The organism is Micromonospora fluostatini, from assembly GCF_050410825.1.
GTDB classification, from domain to species: Bacteria; Actinomycetota; Actinomycetes; order Mycobacteriales; family Micromonosporaceae; genus Micromonospora; species Micromonospora rosaria.
Map to the genome: position 1 here is coordinate 4,762,398 of NZ_CP191251.1, position 21,274 is coordinate 4,783,671.

Here is a 21,274-nt window from a genome sequence, read left to right on the forward strand (position 1 = left end):
AGGCCGGGCCGGGGCGGTGGGGGATGCCCACCGCCCCGGCGTACGGACCTAGCGGGCCTCGTCGTCCAGGAACTTCTGGAAGGCCTCGTGGGCCTTGTCGGCCGAGGCCGCCGCGTCCTGTCCGGTGATGGCGTCGACGATCGGCTGCCCGACGATCTCGCGGGCCTGGGAGACGCGCTCGACCAGGGGCCGGTCGTGACCCACCCCGTTGGCCTGGCTCACGGCGATGGCGTCGGCCATGTCCTTCGGGTAGTCGGCGATGCCCTCGGGGTTCTCCCACACCGAGGTACGGGCACCGGGGACACCGGCCTTCTGCTGCTCCAGGGTCTGCGCCTTACCGGCCGCCCACTCGATGAACTTCCAGGCGTTGGTCTGGTTGCCGGAGGACTCGTTGATCGCCAGACCCCAGGAGGGGATGCTGTACGGCTTGGAGCCCGCCGGGCCGGCCGGCATCGGCACGAAGCCGACGGTGTCGGAGACCCGCGACTTGGCCGGGTCGGTGGCGTTCTTGTAGAGGGAGTTCGCCTCCGGGTAGAAGGCGGCCTGGCCCTGGGTGAAGATGGCCATCGCCTCGGACCAGCTCATGTCGGTGCTGATGTTCGCCGGGCCGTGCTCGCGCAGCATGGTGCCGTAGTAGGCGTAGGCCTGCTTGGCGGCGTCGCTGTTGACGGCGGAGTTGCCGGAGGCGTCGACGAAGTCGCCGCCGAAGCTGTACAGGAAGCTGGAGAACTGGGTGACCGCGGCGGCCTTGCCGGTCCGGGCCACGAAGCCGGCGACGCCGGGGTTGTCCGCCTGGATCTTGGCGGCCTGGGTACGCAGCTCGTCGAGGGTGGCCGGCGGGGCGTCGAAGCCGGACTTCTCCAGCAGGTCCTTGCGGTAGTAGAGCACCTGCTGCTCGGTGATGATCGGGATACCGACCACCTTCTCCTCGTAGGTGGTGGCGGAGAGCGGCGCCTCCTGGAAGTCGGCCAGCTCGAAGTCGCCCGCGCCCCGGGCCTTCTCGGTCAGGTCGGCCAGGTAGTTGTTGCGGGCGAAGAGCCGACCCTCCTGCAGGGGCCGGTACATCATCACGTCGATGTCGCTGGAGCCGGCGTTGAGCTTGACGTTGTACTGGTCCGAGAGCTGGTCCTCACCGAGCTGCGTGACCTCGACCTTGAGCCCGGTCTGCTGCTCGAACTCGGGCAGCGCGGCCCGGATGTTCTCGGTCCACACGTGGTTGACCAGGGTCACCCGGACGGTGTCCGAGGCTCCGCTGTCCTCGCCGCCGCCACCACAGGCGGAGAGGGTCATGGCGGCCACGACCGCCAGAGATGTACCAACTATCGATCGACGTCCCACGTCCGTCTCTCCTTCTGTCCTAGCCGCCACCCCGGGGGATCGGCGCGACCTCGGCCTGTTACATCCGCTTAACGTGGGGATGCTAGGCCGAAAAAGCAGATTTATACAAGGGGTAGACCCAACTGATACGATCTGAGCCGTGAAGCTCTCCTCACCAGGGGTGACAACCACCCAAAACGCCCCTGCCGAGGCCGGGCTGCACGGACGGGTCCTCGACCACCTGGGCACCGCCATCTGCGGCGGTGACCTGGCCCCGGGGGCCGTGCTCAACATCGACGACCTGGTCGACCGGTACGGCGTCTCCCGCTCGGTGGTCCGCGAGGTGCTGCGGGTGCTCGCCTCGATGGGCTTCATCGAGACCCGCCGGCGCGTCGGGGTCATGATCCGGGCCGCCGAGCACTGGAACGTCCTCGATCCCCAGGTGATCCGCTGGCGGCTCGCCTCCGCCGGCCGCATCCCCCAGATCCGCTCGATCACCGAGCTGCGGACCGCCGTCGAGCCGCACGCCGCCCTGCTCGCCGCGCAGCGCGTCGACCACGACCAGGCCAGCGACCTGGTCGGCCTCGCCGCCAAGCTGTGGGCCGCCGGGAAGGCCGGTGACGAGGAGCGCTTCCTCGCCCTCGACATCGAGTTCCACCAGCGGGTGTTACGGGCCTCCGGCAACGAGATGTTCGTCAAGCTCCAGAACCTGGTCGCCGAGGTCCTCATCGGCCGCCACCACTACCACCTGATGCCGCACTACCCCAGCGAGCAGGCGCTCCAGTTGCACGCCGACGTCGCCACCTCGATCCAGCGCGGCGACGGGGAGAGCGCCCGCCGGGCCATGGTGCAGATCATGGAGCACGCGTTCGAGGAGATGTCGACGATCTGGAAGCAGGAGGGCGTCCCCGATCCGGCGCGCGTCCCCGAGCCCGAGCCCGTCGCGCCGCCCGCCCTGGCCCCGGAGCGCGAGCCGGCCTGACCACGGCCGGACACGACGGAGCCCTCCCACCGGGGCGACGGTGGGAGGGCTCCGGACAGCGGAAACCGGGGTCACATGTAGAGGGTGTTCGGCTCCAGCCCGCAGAGCACCCGCCCGTACAGCTCGGTGTTGACGTCGGGGACGATCAGCCCGTGCAGGGCGGCGGAGGTCACGTCCCGGGCGATCCGCTGGATCGGCACGTCACTGTAGATCGAGGTGCCGCCGCTGGCCATCTGGAAGGTGTCGACGACCTCGCGGGCCAGCCGGGCGGCCTCGCCCTGGTCGGCGCGGACCCGGACCCGCTCCTCCACCGTCCAGGCCTCCCCGCTGAAGGCCTTGTGGTCGACGACCTCGCCGATCCGGCGGGCGTGGAACATCGCCTGGTCGATCTTGTGCGCGGCGGCTCCGACCCGCAGGTGGGTCAGCGGAGCCTCGGCCTGGCTCGGGTAGTCGGTGTAGATGATCTTCCGGTCCGGGAGCCGGTCGAAGAAGGTGTCCCAGGCGGCCTTGGCCAGCCCGGCCAGCAGCCCGACCCCGGAGACGGCGGCGACCAGGGTGGCCGGGGTGGAGTAGATCGGGATGTCCCGGTTGGTCTCCGACAGGGTCTGCGGGCCGAGCGCGGCGCCCAGCGGGATGACCCGCTCGGCCGGCAGGAAGACGTTCTCCGCCACGGTGGTGATGCTGCCGGTGCCCCGCAGGCCCGTGGTGTGCCAGTCGTCGACGAGCTGCATGTCCGACATCGGGACCATGGTCATCACCGGCTCGGGCTCGGCGCCGTCGCGCAGGATCACCGCCGCCGCCTCCATCCAGTGCGCGTGGTGCGCGCCGCTGACGAAGGGCCACGTGCCGTTGAGGACGTATCCCCCCTCGACCGGCACCATGGTCCCCTTCGGCGCGTTGGTGCCGCAGACCCGGACGTCGGGGGTGGCGAAGACCTCGTCCTGCACCGAGTCGGGGAACATGCAGACCAGGTACGTGGGGATCCAGTTCACCATCGCCACCCAGGCCACCGAGGCGTCGATCCGGCCCAGCGCCGCACCGACCTCGACCAGGGTGGAGCCGTCGCACTCGTACCCGCCGTAGCGCTTGGGCACCCGCATCCGGAAGATGCCCGCCTCGGCCATCGCCTCGACGACCGACTCGTGCAGCCGGCGGTTCTCCTCGGACCACGGCACGTGCTCCCGGAGCACCGGCTCGGCCTTCGCGACCCGGCGGAGGATCTCCTCGCGGGTGGGGACCTCAGTGATCGTCACGATTTCCTCCTTGAAGGTCTCCGGTCCGTGGACCGGGCTCACCCCACGGTCGCACCGGTCCCCGCGCCACACTTCTTCCGTATTGCGGGGGGGTGCCGGCGGCCGGAGAGCGCCGACCGCCGTCGATGCCGGCGCGGGGGACAGCGGGCGGTGGCCCCGGGACCGGACGGACCCGGGGCAGGTGCCGCGCCCACCCGGGCGGTCAGGACGGCGGGCGCATCGTCCGGAGGAAGACCGGCAGCAGCCAGGGCCGGCGGCCACCCACCGACAACCGGCGGGTGAGCACCGCCCGGATCCGGCCCACCCGACCGAACAGCATCAGGGTGAAGGTCGCCGGGTCGAAGGTGAGCCGGACGTCGGGGCGCGGGTCCACCGGCTCCACGGTCACCCGGCCCGAGACCAGGGCCAGGGTCGCCGCCGGGCCGTACCGGTGCTGGAAGGTCACCGCGATCCGGCCGGGACGGACGGGTCCGGGGCGGTCCAGCAGGTTGCCGTGACCGTGCCGGGTCATCCCGACCAGGAACAGGTCGACGAAGAGCGCGGCGTCGGCCGGGTCGATCACCCAGGGCACCCGCACCGCCCGGGCGACGTCCCAGGAGTGGAGGTTCAGCTCGTTGAGCAGGTGGGCCAGCAGCCCGGGGACGGGCAGCCGGGCCCCGCCCAGCCAGGACACCTCGTGGTGGGGGCCGACCTCCTCGGCCGCCCGCAGCATCTCCGCGACCTCGGCCCGCAGCCGGTCGACGAGCACCGGCAGCCGCCGCTCCGGGTAGTGCCGCAACACCTCGGCGTTCATCACCGAGATGGTGTCGATGGTGGTGCGGCGGCGCAGCTCCAGCAGACCGGGCACGGGCAGGTCCGGCGGGGCCGCACGGAGCATGGACACCCCGATCGAGGCGACGGCGGACAGGTGGGCCAGGGTGTCGGCGATGGTCCAGTGCGCGGTCGCGGGGCGGTCCGGCGGGGCGTCGGCGACGAGATCCGCCAGCCGGTCCAGGACGGCGGGCACGGAGGTACGGAGGCGGTGCCACTGCTGCGGGGTGACCGACATGCCTCCACGATGGACGAGACGGGGCCGTCGGCGCTGTTCGAGGTTGCCGTTCTGCGCGGTCCCAACCGTGGTGGGAGGGCTCCGGCGGCACGGCTGCGGCGCGGCCGGGAAACTCGGCAACCAGGAAGAAGCCAGAACTCCGACCCGCCCCCACACTCCATCCATGACACTCACTGGAAGGGGTGGCGCGGTCCAGGTACCCGCGCGGGCCCACCCGACCGGGCGCGGGAAGATCGTCCTGGGCGGCGTCGGGGCAGGGATCCTGCTCGCGGTGCTGTGGTCGTACGAGTTCGTGGACCACGTGATCGGTGACAACCTCGCCAACGCCCTGCTGGGCCATGACGCGAAGGCCACCGCCATCGGTGGCGCCGTCGCGGGCATGGTGTTCGCCTTCGTGTCCGGCCTGGCCGGCACCTTCACGGCCTGCAACATCGCCATGGCCGCCGCCGTCGGCCCGATGAGCCAGGCCGGTCAGGAGGGCGCCACCCGGACCGGGCTGCGCGTCCTGCTGCGGCCGGTGGGCTGGCTCACCGTGGGGATGGTCGCGGTCTCGGCCACCTACGGCTTCGTCGGGGTGCTGCTCGGTGACCGGCTGCCCCAGTTGTCCACCGAGGTCGTCGCCGGGATGCCGGTCCGCCTGATCCAGTCGATGGTCGTCTTCGGCGTGATCGGGCTGGCCTTCGTCTACCTCGGCCTGGCCTCGCTGGACATCGTGCCGGACCCGTTCGCGCACCGGCCCGCCGCCCGGGTGGTGGTGCTCGGGGCGCTGGTCGGCGGCTTCCTCATCGGCCGGCCGTACCCGCTGTTCAACAAGCTGTTCCACTGGGCGGTGGAGACCGGCAACCCGCTGTACGGTGCCGGTGCCTTCGTCCTCCAGTCGCTGGGCAACATCGTCATCGTCGCCGCGCTGTTCGCCCTGCTCATCGTCCTCACCAAGGGCCGGTTCGTGTCCTGGCTCGCCGGCAGTCCGGCCCGCACCGCCGCGGTGACCGGGGCACTGCTGATCGCGCTGGGTGTCTTCATGGTCGTCTACTGGGACGTCCGGCTGCCGGCCATGTTCGGCCACGGCTGGTTCCCGACCATGTGGTACAACGCGTGGTAGCCGCCGACGGCCGGTGGGCGTCGTCCCACCGGCCCGGCCGGCGTCCGGTCAGCCGACGTACCCGTTGGCCTTGATCTGCCGGGCCCGCTGCTCGAAGGCCGTCGGTTCCTCGGGGAGCTGGGTGCCGAGTCCGTCGACGTACCGGTTGTACATGCAGAAGGCCGCCGCGATGAGGACCGTGTCGTGGATCTCCAGCTCCGTCGCGCCCTCGGAGCGGGCCGCCTCGACCAGCTTCGGGGTCACCGCCCGGCCGGTCTTCTGCACCGCCCCGGCGATGTGCAGCAGGGCCTGCAGCTTCGCCGACACCTCCGCCGTCGCCGGGTCCTGGCGGACCTGGAGCACCAGCGGCATCCCGCCGTCGAGCTGCTCGGCGGCGAACGCCGAGTGCGACTCGCAGCAGAAGGTGCACTCGTTGAGCCCGGAGACGTACGCGGCGATCAGCTCCCGCTCCCCGGCGGTGAGACTCGGGTGCGGGGCGTGCAGCAACGCCTCGGCCAGGGCGTTGAGCGGCGCCGCCGTCTCCGGCCGGAAGCGCATCAGGCCGGTGATCCCGGGGTACTGCGTTTCGTCCAGACCCAGATCGATGTGTGCCACGGAGTCTCCTCGACGGGTTCGGCCGCGGCCGGGCGGCGACGCGGTCCTGTGCGGATGATGCCGGACCCTCCGGTCTGGGCGCTTCTCCGTGCGTGCCCCGTTTCCACCCAGCGGCCGGGCCCGGCGTGACTTCTCCGAACGTGCCGTTTCCACCGCCTTTACCAGCACCGACACGGAGTGCGACCAGCAGGGCACGGATGCGTATTGCCGCAGGTCGGGAAGGCTTGCCACGATCGGCGCCATGGTCGACATAGCGGAACTTGGGCAGCGGTCCCGGGCACAGGCCGGGACCATGGTGGATCGTCTCCGTCAGCTCGTGCACCAGGAGTCACCTCCCGGCGCGGTCCGCCGCCTGCACGACTGCGCGGACCTGCTGGAGAGCTGGATCAGCCCGGTGCTGGGCCGGCCCGCCGTCCGGGTCCTGCACGACGGGCTGCCGCACCTGCTGTGGCCGGCGGAGGACCAGCGGGTACTGCTGCTCGGGCACTACGACACGGTGTGGCCGGAGGGGACCGTCGCGGACTGGCCGTTCGCCGTGGCCGACGGGATCGCCACCGGGCCGGGCGTCTGCGACATGAAGTCCGGCATCGTGCAGATGGTCACCGCTCTGTCCCTGCTGCCGGACACCTCCCGGGTCGGGGTGCTGCTGACCTGCGACGAGGAGAGCGGGTCACCGACCTCCCGGCCGTTGATCGAGCAGCAGGCCCTCCGCTCCCGGGCGGTGCTGGTCGCCGAGCCGTCGACGGAGGACGGCGCCCTCAAGGTCGCCCGCAAGGGCGGGTCGATGTACCGCATCACGGTCCAGGGTCGGGCCGCGCACGCGGGCGTCGAGCCGCACCGGGGCGTGAACGCGGCGGTGGAGTTGGCCCACCAGGTCCTCGCCGTGCGGGCGCTGGCCACCGAGGGGACCAGCGTCACCCCCACCGTGCTCAGCGCCGGCAGCATCAGCAACCAGGTGCCCGAGTCGGCGACCTTCTGCGTGGACGTGCGCGCCTGGACCCGGGAGGAGCTGGACCGGGTCGACCGGATGATCCACGCGATGACGCCCTGGCTGCCCGAGGCGGCGCTGGTGGTGGGTGGCGGCATCAACCGGTACCCCCTCCAGGAGTCGGTCGCGCTGCCGTTGCTGGAGCTCGCCCGGCTCGCCGGCCGGGAGCTGGGCCTGCCCCCGCTGGCCGGGGCCCACGCCCCCGGCGCCTCGGACGCCAACTTCACCGGCTCGCTGGGGGTGGCCACCCTGGACGGGCTGGGCGGGGTTGGCGGCGGGTCGCACGCCCGCACCGAATGGGTCGACGTGACCCAGCTCGCCGACCGGGCCGCCCTGCTGGCCGGGACGGTCGCCGGGGTGCTGACCGCGCATCGCCGCAGCGGCCTGGCGGCGGCCCGGCCCGCCGTGACCCGCACCTGACCGCCCCCTCGGCGACGCCGCGACGGGCGGCGCGACACTCCGGTGCCGCTGCCGCTCGGCACCTGTCCTCCCGCCGGTCGACGCTCCATAATGGTGGGCCGAGGTGGCGCGCGGCCCGGCTCCGCGCCGCCGGTGACCCGGACGGGTCACCGACGCAGCGAGCGGGAGGACGACCCCCGACATGAGTGCCGCCACGCCACCCCCGCGCTTCGGGGTCGAGGAGGAGTTCCTGGTCGTCGACGCGGTCACCCGGGCCCCCGCGCCCCGGGCCGCCGAGGTGGTGGCGGCGGCGTCGGCCCTGCTGGGCGACCGGGTCTCCGGCGAGATCACCACCCTGCAACTGGAGACCCGCACCCCGCCCTGCGGCACCGCCGGCGAGGTGGCGGCCCAGCTCACCGAGGCCCGCAAGGTCGTCGCCGAGGCCGCCCGCAGCGCCGGGCTGCGGGTGGTGGCCACCGGCACCGCGCCCGTTCCCGGGGTGGTGCCGCCGCCGATGACCGTCGGCCCCCGACAGACCCGGGGCAACGAGACGTTCCGTGGCCTGCACGACGAGTTGGCGTTGTGCGCGCTGCACGTCCACGTGGAGATGCCCGACCGGCACCGGGCCCTGCTGGTCGGCAACCACCTGCGGCCGTACCTGCCGGTGCTGCTCACCCTCACCGCGAACTCGCCGTACTGGGCGGGGCGGGACTCCGGGTACGCGAGCTGGCGTACCACGGTCTGGGGTCGCTGGCCGGTGGCCGGGCCGCCGCCGGTGTTCACCTCCCCGGAGCACTACGACCAGGTGGTGGAGCGGCTGCTGGCCGCCGGCGCCCTGGTGGACCGGGCCACCATCTTCTGGGACGTCCGCCCCTCCGAGCGGTACCCGACGGTGGAGGTCCGGGTCGCCGACTCCGCCGCCACCGCCGACGAGGCGGCGCTGTACGCCGCCCTGGTCCGGGCCCTGGTGGTGCACCTGTCCGCCGCGGTCGAGCGGGGCGAGCCGGCCCCGGAGGTCCCGGCCGACCTGCTGCGGGTGGCGTACTGGCGGGCGGCCCGGGACGGCCTCGACGGCGCCGGGGTGGACCCGCGCAGCGGTGCCCTGCGGCCCGCCGCCGACCTGGTGGGCGACCTGGTCCGGACCCTGCACCCGGTCCTGCGGGCGCACGGTGACCACGACCTGGTCGTCGGCTGGCTGGACCGGCTGCTGGCCGGGGGCACCGGGGCGCGGCGGCAGCGGGCCGCCGCCCGGCGGGGCGACCTCACCGACGTCGTGGACTACCTCGCGGAGCAGACGGCGGGCTGACCGACCGGGCCCGGCCGGCGGAGATCTCCGGGGTCGGGGCAGGTCGACGCCGCCCGGCCCGAAAGGGTCGGTGACTGGGCAATTCCGCACAACCGTCGGCCACCGGTGTGGGTAATGCTGGAGACGCCCCCGACCCCTCCTGGAGGCTCCCCGTGCAGCAGACCGCGACGACCCCGTTCCACCTGGACCGGCTCGATCCCACCCTGATGAACAGCACCGCCCGGTCGTTCGCCGACCGGATGGCCGCCCGCCGGTCGGTGCGGCACTTCTCCCCCGAACCGGTGCCGCTGGACGTCGTCGAGGAGGCGGTGCGGGCCGCCGCGACGGCGCCCAGCGGCGCGAACCTGCAACCCTGGCGCTTCGTGATCGTCACCGACGCGGAGCGCCGGCGCCGGCTGCGCGAGGCCGCCGAGGCCGAGGAGATCGAGTTCTACCGCCGCCGGGCGCCGCAGGAGTGGCTGGAGGCGGTGGCGCCGATGGGCACCGACTGGCAGAAGCCCTTCCTGGAGACCGCCCCGGTGGTCATCGTCGTCTTCGAGGTGCACCAGGGGCCGCACACCCCGAAGCCGTACTACGTCAAGGAGTCGGTGGGCATCGCCGTCGGCGTGCTGATCACCGCCCTGCACCTGTCCGGGCTGGCGACCCTCACCCACACCCCCAGCCCGATGAGGTTCCTCAACGAGATCTGCGAGCGGCCGACGGAGGAGCGGGCCTGCCTGGTGATGCCGGTCGGGTACCCGGCCGACGGTGTCACCGTGCCCCGGCTGACCCGCAAGCCCCTGTCGGAGGTCATGGTCCGTCGGTAGGTCTCAGCGCTGAAGGTCGGCCTCGAAGAAGTCCCGCAGGGGCTGTACGTGCCGGTCGGGCCGACGCCACTCGGCCAGCAGGTCCTCCAGCAGGTGCAGCTCCTCGACCAGCTCCCCACCCCGGTACCGGCGGATCACCGGGTGGATGAAGGCGCTCTCGTGGGCGAGTTCGGGCCGGGGGTGGCGCTCGATGCCGAAGACGTCGGGGTACTCGTCGCGCCCCCAGCGCAGGCCGAAGGTGTAGTAGTGGCTCTCGCCGCCGAAGCGCTGCACCGCGTGGTCCTCCGGCAGGTCCTGGAAGTGCCGGACCCCGCCGGCCGGGTCGACGACCAGCACGTCGCAGAGGAACTCGAACTGCGTCCACAGCGCCGAGGACCAGTTGACCCGGTCGAGCACCGTCGCGGTGAGCGTATCGGCGTCGGCCTCGACCTTGTCGTAGGTCAGTGGGACCCCTTCGTACCGCTCGCGGAGCAGGGCGGTGAGGGTCCGCAGGTTGTACCGGAACCCGTCGATGAAGGCCGAGCTGGCCTTCTTGAAGTCCCGGTCCTGGGCGAGCGTGCCGGCGAAGTAGAGCCCGTCCACGTTCACCGACTGCCAGTCGGTGCGGGTGACGGGTAGCCGCCCGCTGGGCACCATGCGGGGCCGGCACTCCTCGTCGAACGGGGAGGTGTCCATGCGGAACCCGGTGCAGCGGAGCACGGACTCGTACTCCATGACCGCCGTCTCCCCCTCGGCGTGGGTGTAGGTCAGGTGCACCTCGTACCGGTCGCCCACCGGTTTGATCTCGTCGATGACGCAGTCCAGCACGGAGTGCAGGGTCTTGAAGTGGAAGCTGTCCAGGACCGCGCCGTGGTGGCCCCGGACGTCCCCGGGGTGCTTGGTGTTCCAGGCCAGCTTCAGGAAGTTGGGGCTGGCCACGTGGACCATGGCGGCGTGGCCGAGGATCGCCGAGGCGGTCTCGAAGGCGGAGTTGCCCTTGCCGAGGATGAGCACCCGCTGGCCGGCGTAGTCGGCGGGGTCGGTGCTCATCTCCTCGTAGCCCACGGCGTGTTCGATGCCGCGCACCTGGGGGACGTTCGGCGGACCCCAGCCGGTGGCGACCACGACGCAGTCGGCGGTGAACAGCGCGTCGGCGGTGTGCACCCGGAAGCCCGTCCCGGCCTTCTCGATCCGCTGGACCTCGGTGTCGAAGCGGATGGCGAGGTCGTGGTGGCGGGCGAAGTCGCCGAGGTAGCGGACCAGGTCGTCGGCGGAGGGGAAGTAGTCCCGGCTGTAGTCGGCGAAGGGCAGGTCGAAGGGCTCGTGCAGCAGGGAGTTCCAGTCCCACCGCAGTCGGATCTCCGGGTCGGTGCTGGCGGTGTGCACCTTGTTCAGGGAGATGAGCTGCCGGTGCCGGGGGAAGGTCCGGAAGAACTCACCGGGGGCGGAGGCCCGTTCCAGGGTGAGGTAGTCGCTGCCGGCCTGCTGGAGGTAGTAGCTGAGCTGGAGGCCGGCGGGGCCGCCTCCGACGATCAGGTAGCGGTGGTGCTCGGTGGGCTGGGGCATGTCGGTCATGGCTACTCCCGAGTCGAGTACCATGACTTTTCATGACAAATCCATACAAGTCAATACATAACCGGGTTGAATGATCGAGCCGGAGGGACGGCTCCGGTGGTCCCGCCGGCCCCGCCCCCGGTCCGGGACCGGGGGCGGTCGGCAGCGGGTCAGGCGGGCTGGGTGGCCGACTGGCGGTGACCGCTGACCTTCGCGGCGGGCATCGGCCCACCCTTGGCGGTACCGGTCATCTCGTCACCGTCGACGGTGACGTCGAAGGACAGGTCCATCCGCATCGGCTTGGTGATCGACTGGTACCAGGAGAGCCGGTTGCCCTCCAGCCGGAGGTCCTGCAGGGTCAGGGTCTCCTTCTCGCCACGGGAGACCCCCTGCAGGACACCGTCCGCACTGGACAGCGTCAGCTCGGTACGACGGGTGCCGAACGGGGTGGCCACGGCCACCTTCCAGATTCCCTCGACAGACACGGCGGCTTCCTCTCTTCCCGGGGTCCGGGCGGCGCCGGCGTCGCGGTCAGCCGGCCCGGGTGGCGCCTCGGGCAGCGCCGCAAACCACGCTAGCCATCGCGGGGGCGAGGGTTAGTCGCCATATTGCTGTCTTCGCCCCGGGCGGTGGACACAGTGGGGCCAATCCCGCACGCGCTGACTATTGGGATCTGACCCGTCAAACCGGCCGGTAAATGCGAGTCAAACCATTCGCACGCTGCGGAAACGTCGGGAGCAATGTGAAAGAAGCGCGCCCGATCGCCAGCGTCGCAGGATGAGCATGGGCCCGATCCGGCCGCCCGCCCTCACCTTTCCCCGCTCGCCGCAGGAGGAAACCAGGCACGCCCGAATCGCACGACCAAGCCCGACAGTCGACCGGCACCGCCCCTCCACCCGGTCGACCCGCCCCGTCGGTGCAATCCCACACCGTCAGGCGACACTCCTCATCCCGCACCGCGACGACGCCTCGCACGGCGCAACCGCGGTGCTGCCGTCTGCCCTGTTCATGCCATCGGCTTTGGCAGAAGCCGATGGCTCTGTTGTAAGGAGACCGTACCGTGCTGGGTCAACGCGCACGCTCACTCAGTCCCGGAATAGTGGCGATCCTACTCGCGGCGTCGCTCTTTTTCATCATCGACGCCCGCGTGTCGGTCAGCGGTGCCGAGGCGGCACCACGATACCGCTTCGCCGAGATGCCGATCGCCTATCCGGCCGGCTACGACCAGTTGCCGAAGAAGGACATCCGCGAGGTCAACGTCTCGTACCACAAGATCCGGTCCTGGGTCTCCTCGGTCGGGGCGGCCATCGCGATCAACGACCTGACCGGCAACGGCCGGGCCAACAGCCTGTGCTTCGTGGACACCCGGACCAACAGCGTGGTGGTCACCTACGCCCCCACCGCCCCGGCCCAGGACCGCTTCGAACCCTTCGTCCTCGACGCGGCGCCGTTGCCGATCGACACGGACACCATGGCCCCGATGGCCTGCGTACCGGGTGACTACAACCTGGACGGCCGGATGGACCTGATGGTCACCTACTGGGGCCGGGTGCCGATCCTCTTCCTGCACAAGGAGAGCGCCACCGGGGTCTCCAACGCGACCTACCACCGGCAGGAGATCCTGCCCCAGCTCTCCCCCGACGGGCTGTACCACGGGCCGAAGTGGCACACCAACGCCGCCATGGTCAACGACCTGGACGGGGACGGCAAGCCGGACGTCATCATCGGCAACTACTTCCCCGAGTCCGACGTGCTCGGCCGCGAGGGCCAGGACAACGTGGAGATGAACGAGTCCCTCTCCACCGCCACCAACGGCGGCGGGGCCCAGGTGCTGCGCTGGACCTCGGCCACCTCGGGGGACACCCCCTCGGTGGTCTTCACCCCCCAGCGGGGGGCGGTCCCGCACAAGCAGTCCACCGGCTGGACCCTCGGCCTGGGCAGCGCCGACCTGACCGGGCGCGGTCTGCCGGACGTCTACATCGCCAACGACTTCGGCCACGACCACATGCTGCACAACGTCTCCACCCCCGGGCGGATCAGGTTCAAGGCCGTCTTCGGGGAGCCCACCCCCACCACCCCCAAGTCCTTCGTAATCGCCCGCGGCTCCTTCAAGGGCATGGGCATCGACTTCGGCGACCTGGACGGCGACGGCCGCTTCGACATGGCGGTCTCGAACATCACCACCGCCTGGGGCCTGGAGGAGAGCAACTACATCTGGATGAACCAGGCCAGCGACGAGAAGGCCATGCTCGCCAGCCTGGAGCGCGGGATCGCCCCCTTCACCCAGGAGGCCCGCCCGCTGGGAATGGCCTGGAGCGGCTGGGGCTGGGACATCAAGTTCGGCGACTTCCTGAACAGCGGCAAGCCCGAGGTGGTGCAGACCCTCGGCTTCGTCAAGGGCACGATCGACCGGTGGCCGTGGCTCCAGGAGATGGCCATGATGAACGACAACCTGATGTCGAACCCGGCCATGTGGCCCAACATGCAGCCCGGTGACGACATCGCCGGCAGCCAGCCGTTCGCCTTCTTCGCCCGCACCGGCAGCGGCGAGTACGCCAACATCACCAAGGACCTCGGCATGGACGTGCCGATCCCCACCCGGGGGATCGCCATGTCCGACACCCGGGGTACCGGCGCACTGGATCTCGCCCTGGCCCGGCAGTGGGGACCGCCGGCCTTCTACGCCAACGAGGCCCCCTCCCGGGGCAACTTCCTGAACCTGCGGCTGTACCGCCCGGTGCCCGGCGCCAGCGGGGAGGCCATGCTCTGCACCCCGGCGTACGGGGCCACGGTCACCGTCACCACCCCGGACGGCCGCAAGCAGATCTCCCAGCTCGACGGCGGCAGCGGGCACTCCGGCAAGCGCAGCTTCGAGGTCCACTTCGGCCTCGGCGAGACCAGCGGCCCGGTCACCGTCGACCTGCGCTGGCGCGACCTGAACGGCACGCTGCACCGCACCAGCCAGCAGCTCACCGCCGGCACGCACACCCTCGTGCTGTCGGACCGCGTCGAGGAGGTTCCGAACCGATGACCACCGTCGCCCCTCCCCCCCAGAGCGTCGAGCCCACGCCCGCGCCGGCGGCCCCGCCGGCGCCCGCCAAGCCGGAGCCGGACCGTCGGTACCTCGCGCTGCGCAACTTCGCCATCTCGATGACCGTCTTCAACATCTTCGGCTACACCCTGCTCGGCTTCGAGCAGCCGTGGCTCTGGCCGATCCTGGCGGTGCTCACCGGGTACGCCACCGAGCTGGTCTTCGAGCTGATCCGGGCCAAGGCCAAGCGGGAGACCCCGCGCTTCATGGGCGGCGGCGGCCGGCGGGTGTACGAGTTCCTGCTCCCCGCGCACATCACCGCCCTGGCCTGCAACATGCTGCTCTACGCCAACGACATGTTCCTGCCGATCGCCTTCGCCGTGATCATCGGCGTGACCGGCAAGTACGTCCTGCAGGCCCCGATCTACGGCCGGATGCGCCACTACATGAACCCGTCGAACTTCGGCATCACGATGGCGCTGGTCTGCTTCGGCTCCTGGATCTCCATCGCCCCGCCGTACCAGTTCACGGAGCACGCCAACACGTACTTCCGCATCATGATCCCGGTCATCATCATCACCGCCGGCACGATCATCAACGCCATGCTGACCCGGCGGGTCCCGCTGATCGTCGGCTGGCTCGGCGGCTTCGCCATCCAGGCCTTCCTGCGGGCCTGGATCTGGGACGTCGCCCTCTTCTCCGCGCTGTCGGTGATGACCGGCGTGGCGTTCATCCTCTTCACCAACTACATGATCACCGACCCGGGGACCACGCCGGTCAAGCCGATGAACCAGTTCATGTTCGGTTCCGGCGTCGCCATGGTCTACGGCGTCCTGATGCTGTTCAACGTCGTCTACACCCTCTTCTTCGCGGTGGTCGTGGTCTGCGGCCTGCGGGGACTGGGCTGGTGGGTGGCGCACCTGCGCCAGAAGTCACGGGAGCGGGCCGCCGCCCCCGCCGGGCTGACCCTCGACGTCCCCCGGAGCGTCGCGTGACCCCACGACAGGGGACGTGCCCGGTCGGCCGGTACACGCCGGCCGACCGGGTCGCCCTCCGGGGAACGACCCACCACCGAGGCAAGGAGCGAACATGAGCCAGCGCATCGCCGTCGTCGGGATCGCCTGCCGCTATCCCGACGCGGAGAACCCCAACCAACTCTGGGAGAACGTGCTCACCGGCCGCCGGGCCTTCCGCCGGCTGCCCGACGAGCGGATGAACCACGAGGACTACTACTCCCCCGACCCGGCCGCCCCGGACAGGTTCTACTCCGCCAAGGCGGCGGTGCTGGAGGGCTTCGAGTTCGACCGGGTCAGGTACAGGATCGCGGGCAGCACCTTCCGCTCCACCGACATGACCCACTGGCTGGCCCTGGACACCGTCGCCCGGGCGCTGGCCGACGCCGGCTTCCCCGACGGGGCAGGACTGCCCCTGGCCACCACCGGTGTGGTCATCGGCAACACCCTCACCGGCGAGTTCAGCCGTGCCAACCTGCTGCGGCTGCGCTGGCCGTACGTCCGGCGCACGGTCGGGGCGGCGCTGCGCGAGCAGGGCTGGGACGACGCCGAGGTCGGCACCTTCCTCGACGACCTGGAGCCCCGGTACAAGGAGCCCTTCCCGCCGATCGACGAGGACACCCTGGCCGGCGGGCTGGCCAACACCATCGCCGGCCGGGTCTGCAACCACTTCGACTTCAAGGGCGGCGGGTACACCGTCGACGGGGCCTGCTCCTCCTCGCTGCTCTCCGTCGCCACCGCCTGCAACGCGCTCGCCGGGGGCGACCTGGACGCCGCCGTCGCCGGTGGGGTGGACCTGAGCATCGACCCGTTCGAGGTGATCGGGTTCGCCAAGACCGGGGCGCTGGCCACCGGGGAGATGCGGGTGTACGACCGCAACTCCAACGGGTTCTGGCCGGGTGAGGGTTGCGGCATGCTCGTGCTGATGCGCGACGAGGACGCCGTGGCGCGCGGGCTGCGCCGGCACGCCGTCATCGCCGGCTGGGGGTACTCCTCCGACGGCAAGGGCGGGATCACCCGTCCCGAGGCCAGCGGCCACCGGCTGGCCATCCGCCGGGCGTACGAGCGGGCCGGGTTCGGCATCGACTCGGTCGCGTACCTGGAGGGCCACGGCACCGGTACCGCCGTCGGGGACGCCACCGAGCTGCGGGCCTTCACCGAGGCCCGCCAGGAGGCCGACCCGACCGGCGCCCCGGCCGCGATCAGCACGGTGAAGGGGAACTTCGGCCACACCAAGGCCGCCGCCGGGGTCGCCGGCCTGCTCAAGGCGATCCTCGCGGTCCGGCAGCAGGTGATCCCGCCGGCCACCGGGCACGTCGACACCCACCCGGTGCTGGACGTGGAGCGGCCCGCGGTGCGGGTGCCCTCGACGGCGGAGCTGTGGCCGGCGGACAAGCCGGTCCGGGCCGCCGTCTCCTCGATGGGCTTCGGCGGCATCAACGCGCACGTGGTGCTGGAGAGCGCGGAGCACGGCCGGCGGACCCGTATCGGCGCCGCCACGGCGGCCCTGGTGCGCTCCCGGCAGGACGCCGAGCTGCTGCTGTTCGACGCCCGTACCCCCGAGGAGCTGGCCGCGCGGGCGGCCGAGCTGGCCCCGTGGGCCGGCCGGCTGTCCTACGCCGAGCTGGGCGACCTGGCCGCCGAGCTGGCCGGGCAGCTCGCCGACCGGCCGGTGCGGGCGGCGGTCGTCGCCGCCTCGCCCGAGCAGGCCCGCGAGCGCCTGGAGCGGCTGGCCGAGCTGGCCACCGCCGGCGAGCAGCGGGTCATCGACGCCCCCGGCGGGGTCTTCCTCGGCTCGGCCGGCGCCGCCGGCCGGATCGGCTTCCTCTTCCCCGGCCAGGGCGCCGGGCGGCGGGCCGACGGCGGGGCGCTGCGCCGCCGCTTCGAGGAGGTCGACGAGCTGTACCGGGACCACCAGCCCCCGCCCGGCGCGGACCTGGTGGCCACGGCGGTCGCCCAACCGCGCATCGTCACCGCCTCGGTCGCCGGGCTGCGGGCGCTGGCGATGCTCGGCATCCGGGCGACCGGGGCGGCCGGGCACAGCCTCGGCGAGCTGACCGCCCTGCACTGGGCCGGCGCGATGGACGAGTCGACGCTGATCGACACCGCCGCCGCCCGGGGCCGGATCATGGCCGAGGCCAGCGCCGGGGACGGCACCATGGCCAGCATCTCCGCCGCCCCCGAGGTGGTGGAGCCGCTGCTGGCCGGTACCCCGGTGGTGATCGCCGGCTACAACAGCCCTCAGCAGACCGTGGTCTCCGGCCCGGTCGCCGCCGTCGAGCGGGTCGGCGCGGCCGCCGAACGGGCCGGGCTGTACTGGACCCGGGTCGCGGTGTCGCACGCCTTCCACTCCGAGGCCGTCGCCCCGGCGGCGGTGGCCTTCGCCGACCACCTCCGGGGGGTGTCCTTCGGCCCGCTGGGCGACGGTCTGGTCTCGACGGTCACCGGCGAGGTGCTGCCGGCCGACACCGACGTGGTCGAGCTGCTGCGCCGGCAGGTGCTGGACCCGGTGCGGTTCACCCAGGCGGTACGCCGGCTGGCCGACGACGTCGACCTGCTGCTGGAGGTCGGGCCGGGTCGGGTGCTGCGGGGCCTGGCCGCCGACATCGCCCCCGAGGTGCCGACGGTCTCCCTGGAGAGCGACAGCCTGTCGCTGGCGGGCCTGCTCGCCGCCGTCGGCGCGGCGTACGCGGTGGGTGCGCCGGTGAACCACGCGGCGCTGTTCCAGGACCGGTTCACCCGTCCCCTGGAGCCCGGCCGGCCGCTGCGCTTCCTGGCCAGCCCCGCCGAGTCGGCCCCCACCGGGGACTTCGCGGTGGCCCGTACCGTCGAGCCGGTCGCCGCCACCGGCGCGGGTCCGGCGGCGGGCGCCACGGTGGTGGTCTCCGGCCCGGGTGCGGTGACCGACAGCCTGGAGCTGCTGCGCCGGCTCGCCGCCGAGCGGGCGGAGCTGCCGCTGGACGCGGTCCGGCCGGACAGCCGGCCGCTGGACGAGCTGCACCTCAGCTCGATCACCGTCGGGCAGATCGTCAACCAGGCGGCCCGCGAGCTGAACGTGTCCGCCCCGACCCTGACCTCCGCCTACGCCACCGCCACGGTGGCGGAGATCGCGCAGATCCTCGACGAGGCCGCCGGCACCGGCACCGCCGCCGACGACCGCGCGCCGGTGGTCACCGGGGTGGGCCCGTGGGTCCGGGCCTTCGCGGTGGACCTGGTGCCCACCGAGGTCGGTCCCCGCGTCGGCGAGCCGGTCGACGGCGGCTGGCAGTCCTTCGTCGCCGGGCCCCACCCCCTGGCCGAGCCGCTGCGGGTGGCGCTGGAGCAGGCCCGGGTCGGCGGTGGGGTGCTGCTCTGCCTGCCCCGCGACGGCCAGCCCGAGCACGTCCCGGTGCTGCTGCGGGCCGCCCGGGCGGCGCTGTCGCAGGGCGCGCCGGTACGGTTCGTCGCGGTCGGCGACCGGCGCACCGCCGCCGGCCTGGCCAAGACCCTGCACCAGGAGCACCCGGAGATCGCCGTCACGGTGGTCACCATGCCCCTGGCCGACGAGCTGCCCGGGCAGGTGGTGGCGACCAAGGTGGCCCGGGTGACCGCCGACGTGGCCGCCACCGCGGGGTTCAGCGAGGTCCACTACGACGGCGAGGGCAACCGGTCCGTGCCGGTGCTGCGGGCCGTGGAGCTGCCGCCGGGCGGTGACGCGGGCCTCGGTGTGGAGGACGTGCTGCTGGTCACCGGTGGCGGCAAGGGCATCACCGCCGAGTGCGCGCTGGCCCTGGGCCGGGACACCGGGACGGCGGTCGGCCTCGTCGGCCGCTCCGACCCGAGCACCGACCCGGAGCTGGCGGCCAACCTCGACCGGCTCACCGCGGCCGGGGTGCGCTACCACTACGTGCCGGCCGACATCACCGCCCTGGACCAGGTCAAGGCGGCCGTCGACGACATCGAGCGGGTGCTCGGCCCGGTGACCGGCGTGCTGCACGGCGCCGGCCGCAACGAGCCGACCGCCGTCGCCAACCTGGACGAGGCGGCGTTCCGGCGGACCCTCGCCCCGAAGATCGACGGCCTGGAGGCGGTGCTGGCCGCGACCGACCCGCACAGCCTGCGGCTGCTGGTCACCTTCGGCAGCATCATCGGCCGGGCGGGGCTCAGGGGCGAGGCGCACTACGCCACCGCGAACGACTGGATGACCGACCTGACCCGCCGGGTCGGCGAGGACTACCCGCACATCCGCTGCCTGGCCCTGGAGTGGTCGGTGTGGTCGGGGGCCGGCATGGGCGAGAAGCTCGGTGTGCTGGAGGCGCTCACCCGCGACGGCATCGCCCCGATCCCGGTCCAGGCCGGCATCGACATCCTCAAGGAGGTGCTGGCCAGCCCGTCCGCGCCGCAGGCCATGGTGGTGATGGGCCGTGCCGACGGCCTGCCGACGGTGACCCTGCCGCAGCCGGAGCTGCCGCTGCTGCGCTTCGTCGACCGGCCCCAGGTCCACTACCCCGGCGTGGAGCTGGTGGTGGACGCCGACCTGACCGCCGACGACGACCTCTACCTGCCCGACCACCTGCTCGACGGGGACCTGCTCTTCCCCGCCGTGCTGGGCATGGAGGCGATGGCGCAGGCCGCCTCGGCGCTGACCGGGCGCACCGGTGCCCCGGTGCTGGAGAACGTGGAACTGCTGCGCCCGATCGTGGTACCGCCCACCGGGGCCAACACGATCCGGATCGCGGTGCTCGCCGGCTCCGACGGCGCGGTCCAGGCGGTGATCCGCAGCAGCGACACCGCCTTCCAGGCCGACCACTTCCGGGCCCGGCTGCGCTGGGACCAGCCGGTGCAGGTCCCGGCGCGACCGGCCACCGCCGGGGCGGAACCGCTGCCCATCGATCCGCCCCGCGACCTGTACGGCCCGGTGCTGTTCCAGGGCCGGCGGTTCCAGCGCCTGCTGGGCTACCTGGACCTGGCGGCGACGAGCTGCACCGCCCGGGTGGCCAACCGGTCGACCGACCCCTGGTTCGCCCGGTACCGCCCCGGCGAGCTGGTCCTCGGCGACCCGGGTACCCGGGACACGGTGATGCACGCGTTGCAGTGCTGCGTACCGGACGCGACCCTGCTGCCGGGGGCGATCGAGCGGCTGCACCTGGCCGATCCGGCGGTCGCCGCCACCCTGGACACGGTCACCATCCACGCGGTGGAACGGCTGCGCCAGGGCGACACCTACCACTACGACGTGGACGTCTGCGACGCCGAGGGCACCCTCGTCGAGCGGTGGGTGGGGCTGCGGTTGCACGCGGTCCGCAAGCAGGACGGCACCGGGCCGTGGCTGCCGGCGCTGGTCGGCCCGTACCTGGAGCGGCGGGTCGGGGCGTTCCTCCCCGGCGAGCTGCGCTGCGTGGTCCGCCCCGACGACCCGGGCGCGACGGGGGTGGCGGGCCGGCGGCGGCAGACCGCCCGCGCGCTGAGCTGGGCGCTGGGCGCGGAGACGACCGTGCGGTACCGGCCCGACGGCGCCCCGGAGGTCGACGGCGGGGTGGCGGTCTCCGCCTCCCACGCCACCGGGGTCACCTTCGCCGTCACCGGTACCGGGACCGTGGCCTGCGACGTCGAGCTGGCCGCGGCCCGGACCGAGGCGGAGTGGGAGGGCCTGATCGGCCCGGACGGCCTGGCGCTGGCCGGGCTGGTGGCCCGGGAGCAGGGCGAGGAGCTGTCGGTGGCGGCGACCCGGGTCTGGGGCGCGGTCGAGTGCCTGCGCAAGGTCGGGCACGGCCGGATCGAACTGGCGGCGGAGCCGAACGGCCCCGCCGGGTGGGTGGCCCTGCGCTCGGGACCGGCGCGCATCGCCACCTTCGTCACCGCGCTGGACGGGGCCGGCGACCCGGTGGTGTTCACGATGCTGGCGGAAGGAGGCAGGTGAGCC

General features: G+C 72.6%; 14 protein-coding genes. 8 read left to right on the forward strand and 6 right to left on the reverse strand.

The window, feature by feature from the left end:
- Nucleotides 1–48 precede the first annotated feature (48 nt).
- Entirely contained in the window at nt 49–1,290 is a 1,242-nt protein-coding gene (locus ACQUFX_RS20820) for an ABC transporter substrate-binding protein (protein ID WP_428967020.1), read from the reverse strand.
- Between the two features lie 208 nt (nt 1,291–1,498).
- Between ACQUFX_RS20820 and ACQUFX_RS20825 the strand changes: the two genes are divergently transcribed.
- A complete protein-coding gene (locus ACQUFX_RS20825) occupies nt 1,499–2,299 on the forward strand; it encodes a FadR/GntR family transcriptional regulator (protein ID WP_428962016.1) in 801 nt (266 codons plus the stop codon).
- A gap of 71 nt (nt 2,300–2,370) precedes the next feature.
- Here ACQUFX_RS20825 and ACQUFX_RS20830 read toward each other — a convergent pair whose 3' ends face one another.
- A complete protein-coding gene (locus ACQUFX_RS20830) occupies nt 2,371–3,555 on the reverse strand; it encodes an acyl-CoA dehydrogenase family protein (RefSeq protein ID WP_428967021.1) in 1,185 nt (394 codons plus the stop codon).
- Nucleotides 3,556–3,754: 199 nt separating this feature from the next.
- On the reverse strand, nt 3,755–4,600 hold the full coding sequence (locus ACQUFX_RS20835) for a maleylpyruvate isomerase N-terminal domain-containing protein (protein ID WP_428962017.1): 846 nt from the start codon (nt 4,598–4,600) through the stop codon (nt 3,755–3,757).
- A gap of 163 nt (nt 4,601–4,763) precedes the next feature.
- Here ACQUFX_RS20835 and ACQUFX_RS20840 point away from each other — a divergent pair, with 163 nt between their 5' ends.
- Nucleotides 4,764–5,702, forward strand: coding sequence for a hypothetical protein (locus ACQUFX_RS20840; protein WP_428962018.1), 939 nt, complete (start codon nt 4,764–4,766; stop codon nt 5,700–5,702).
- Nucleotides 5,703–5,750: 48 nt separating this feature from the next.
- Here ACQUFX_RS20840 and ACQUFX_RS20845 read toward each other — a convergent pair whose 3' ends face one another.
- On the reverse strand, nt 5,751–6,296 hold the full coding sequence (locus ACQUFX_RS20845) for a carboxymuconolactone decarboxylase family protein (RefSeq protein ID WP_428962019.1): 546 nt from the start codon (nt 6,294–6,296) through the stop codon (nt 5,751–5,753).
- Nucleotides 6,297–6,588: 292 nt separating this feature from the next.
- On the opposite strand from ACQUFX_RS20845, the gene ACQUFX_RS20850 reads away from it, so the two are divergent.
- The 3 genes from ACQUFX_RS20850 to ACQUFX_RS20860 all read left to right on the forward strand — a co-directional run bounded on the left by ACQUFX_RS20850 (nt 6,589) and on the right by ACQUFX_RS20860 (nt 9,795).
- Nucleotides 6,589–7,704, forward strand: coding sequence for a M20/M25/M40 family metallo-hydrolase (locus tag ACQUFX_RS20850; protein ID WP_428962020.1), 1,116 nt, complete (start codon nt 6,589–6,591; stop codon nt 7,702–7,704).
- Between the two features lie 181 nt (nt 7,705–7,885).
- Nucleotides 7,886–8,989, forward strand: coding sequence for a carboxylate-amine ligase (locus ACQUFX_RS20855; RefSeq protein WP_428962021.1), 1,104 nt, complete (start codon nt 7,886–7,888; stop codon nt 8,987–8,989).
- A 206-nt stretch (nt 8,990–9,195) separates the two neighbouring features.
- On the forward strand, nt 9,196–9,795 hold the full coding sequence (locus ACQUFX_RS20860; RefSeq protein WP_428967022.1) for a nitroreductase family protein: 600 nt from the start codon (nt 9,196–9,198) through the stop codon (nt 9,793–9,795).
- Between the two features lie 3 nt (nt 9,796–9,798).
- Here the strand turns inward: ACQUFX_RS20860 and ACQUFX_RS20865 are convergent, their stop codons facing one another.
- Entirely contained in the window at nt 9,799–11,349 is a 1,551-nt protein-coding gene (locus ACQUFX_RS20865) for an NAD(P)-binding domain-containing protein (protein ID WP_428962022.1), read from the reverse strand.
- A gap of 149 nt (nt 11,350–11,498) precedes the next feature.
- Entirely contained in the window at nt 11,499–11,813 is a 315-nt protein-coding gene (locus ACQUFX_RS20870; protein WP_067371529.1) for a hypothetical protein, read from the reverse strand.
- Nucleotides 11,814–12,475: 662 nt separating this feature from the next.
- On the opposite strand from ACQUFX_RS20870, the gene ACQUFX_RS20875 reads away from it, so the two are divergent.
- The 3 genes from ACQUFX_RS20875 (at nt 12,476) to ACQUFX_RS20885 (ending at nt 21,271) form a co-directional block, all read left to right on the forward strand.
- Nucleotides 12,476–14,359: a CRTAC1 family protein gene (locus tag ACQUFX_RS20875; protein WP_428962023.1), complete on the forward strand. Its 1,884-nt coding sequence runs from the start codon at nt 12,476–12,478 to the stop codon at nt 14,357–14,359.
- On the forward strand, nt 14,356–15,354 hold the full coding sequence (locus ACQUFX_RS20880; RefSeq protein ID WP_428962024.1) for an enediyne biosynthesis protein: 999 nt from the start codon (nt 14,356–14,358) through the stop codon (nt 15,352–15,354). The genes ACQUFX_RS20875 and ACQUFX_RS20880 overlap by 4 nt, the downstream gene beginning before the upstream one ends.
- Before the next feature lie 94 nt (nt 15,355–15,448).
- A complete protein-coding gene (locus ACQUFX_RS20885; protein WP_428962025.1) occupies nt 15,449–21,271 on the forward strand; it encodes a type I polyketide synthase in 5,823 nt (1,940 codons plus the stop codon).
- The last annotated feature ends 3 nt before the right edge of the window (nt 21,272–21,274 follow it).

Coding starts and splice junctions, on each gene's coding strand:
- ACQUFX_RS20820 (WP_428967020.1), bottom strand. CDS start 1,290: ATGACCCTCTCCGCCTGTGGTGGCGGCGGCGAGGACAGCGGAGCCTCG.
- ACQUFX_RS20835 (WP_428962017.1), bottom strand. CDS start 4,600: ATGTCGGTCACCCCGCAGCAGTGGCACCGCCTCCGTACCTCCGTGCCC.
- ACQUFX_RS20840 (WP_428962018.1), top strand. CDS start 4,764: ATGACACTCACTGGAAGGGGTGGCGCGGTCCAGGTACCCGCGCGGGCC.
- ACQUFX_RS20850 (WP_428962020.1), top strand. CDS start 6,589: ATGGTGGATCGTCTCCGTCAGCTCGTGCACCAGGAGTCACCTCCCGGC.
- ACQUFX_RS20855 (WP_428962021.1), top strand. CDS start 7,886: ATGAGTGCCGCCACGCCACCCCCGCGCTTCGGGGTCGAGGAGGAGTTC.
- ACQUFX_RS20860 (WP_428967022.1), top strand. CDS start 9,196: ATGAACAGCACCGCCCGGTCGTTCGCCGACCGGATGGCCGCCCGCCGG.
- ACQUFX_RS20865 (WP_428962022.1), bottom strand. CDS start 11,349: ATGACCGACATGCCCCAGCCCACCGAGCACCACCGCTACCTGATCGTC.
- ACQUFX_RS20880 (WP_428962024.1), top strand. CDS start 14,356: ATGACCACCGTCGCCCCTCCCCCCCAGAGCGTCGAGCCCACGCCCGCG.
- ACQUFX_RS20885 (WP_428962025.1), top strand. CDS start 15,449: ATGAGCCAGCGCATCGCCGTCGTCGGGATCGCCTGCCGCTATCCCGAC.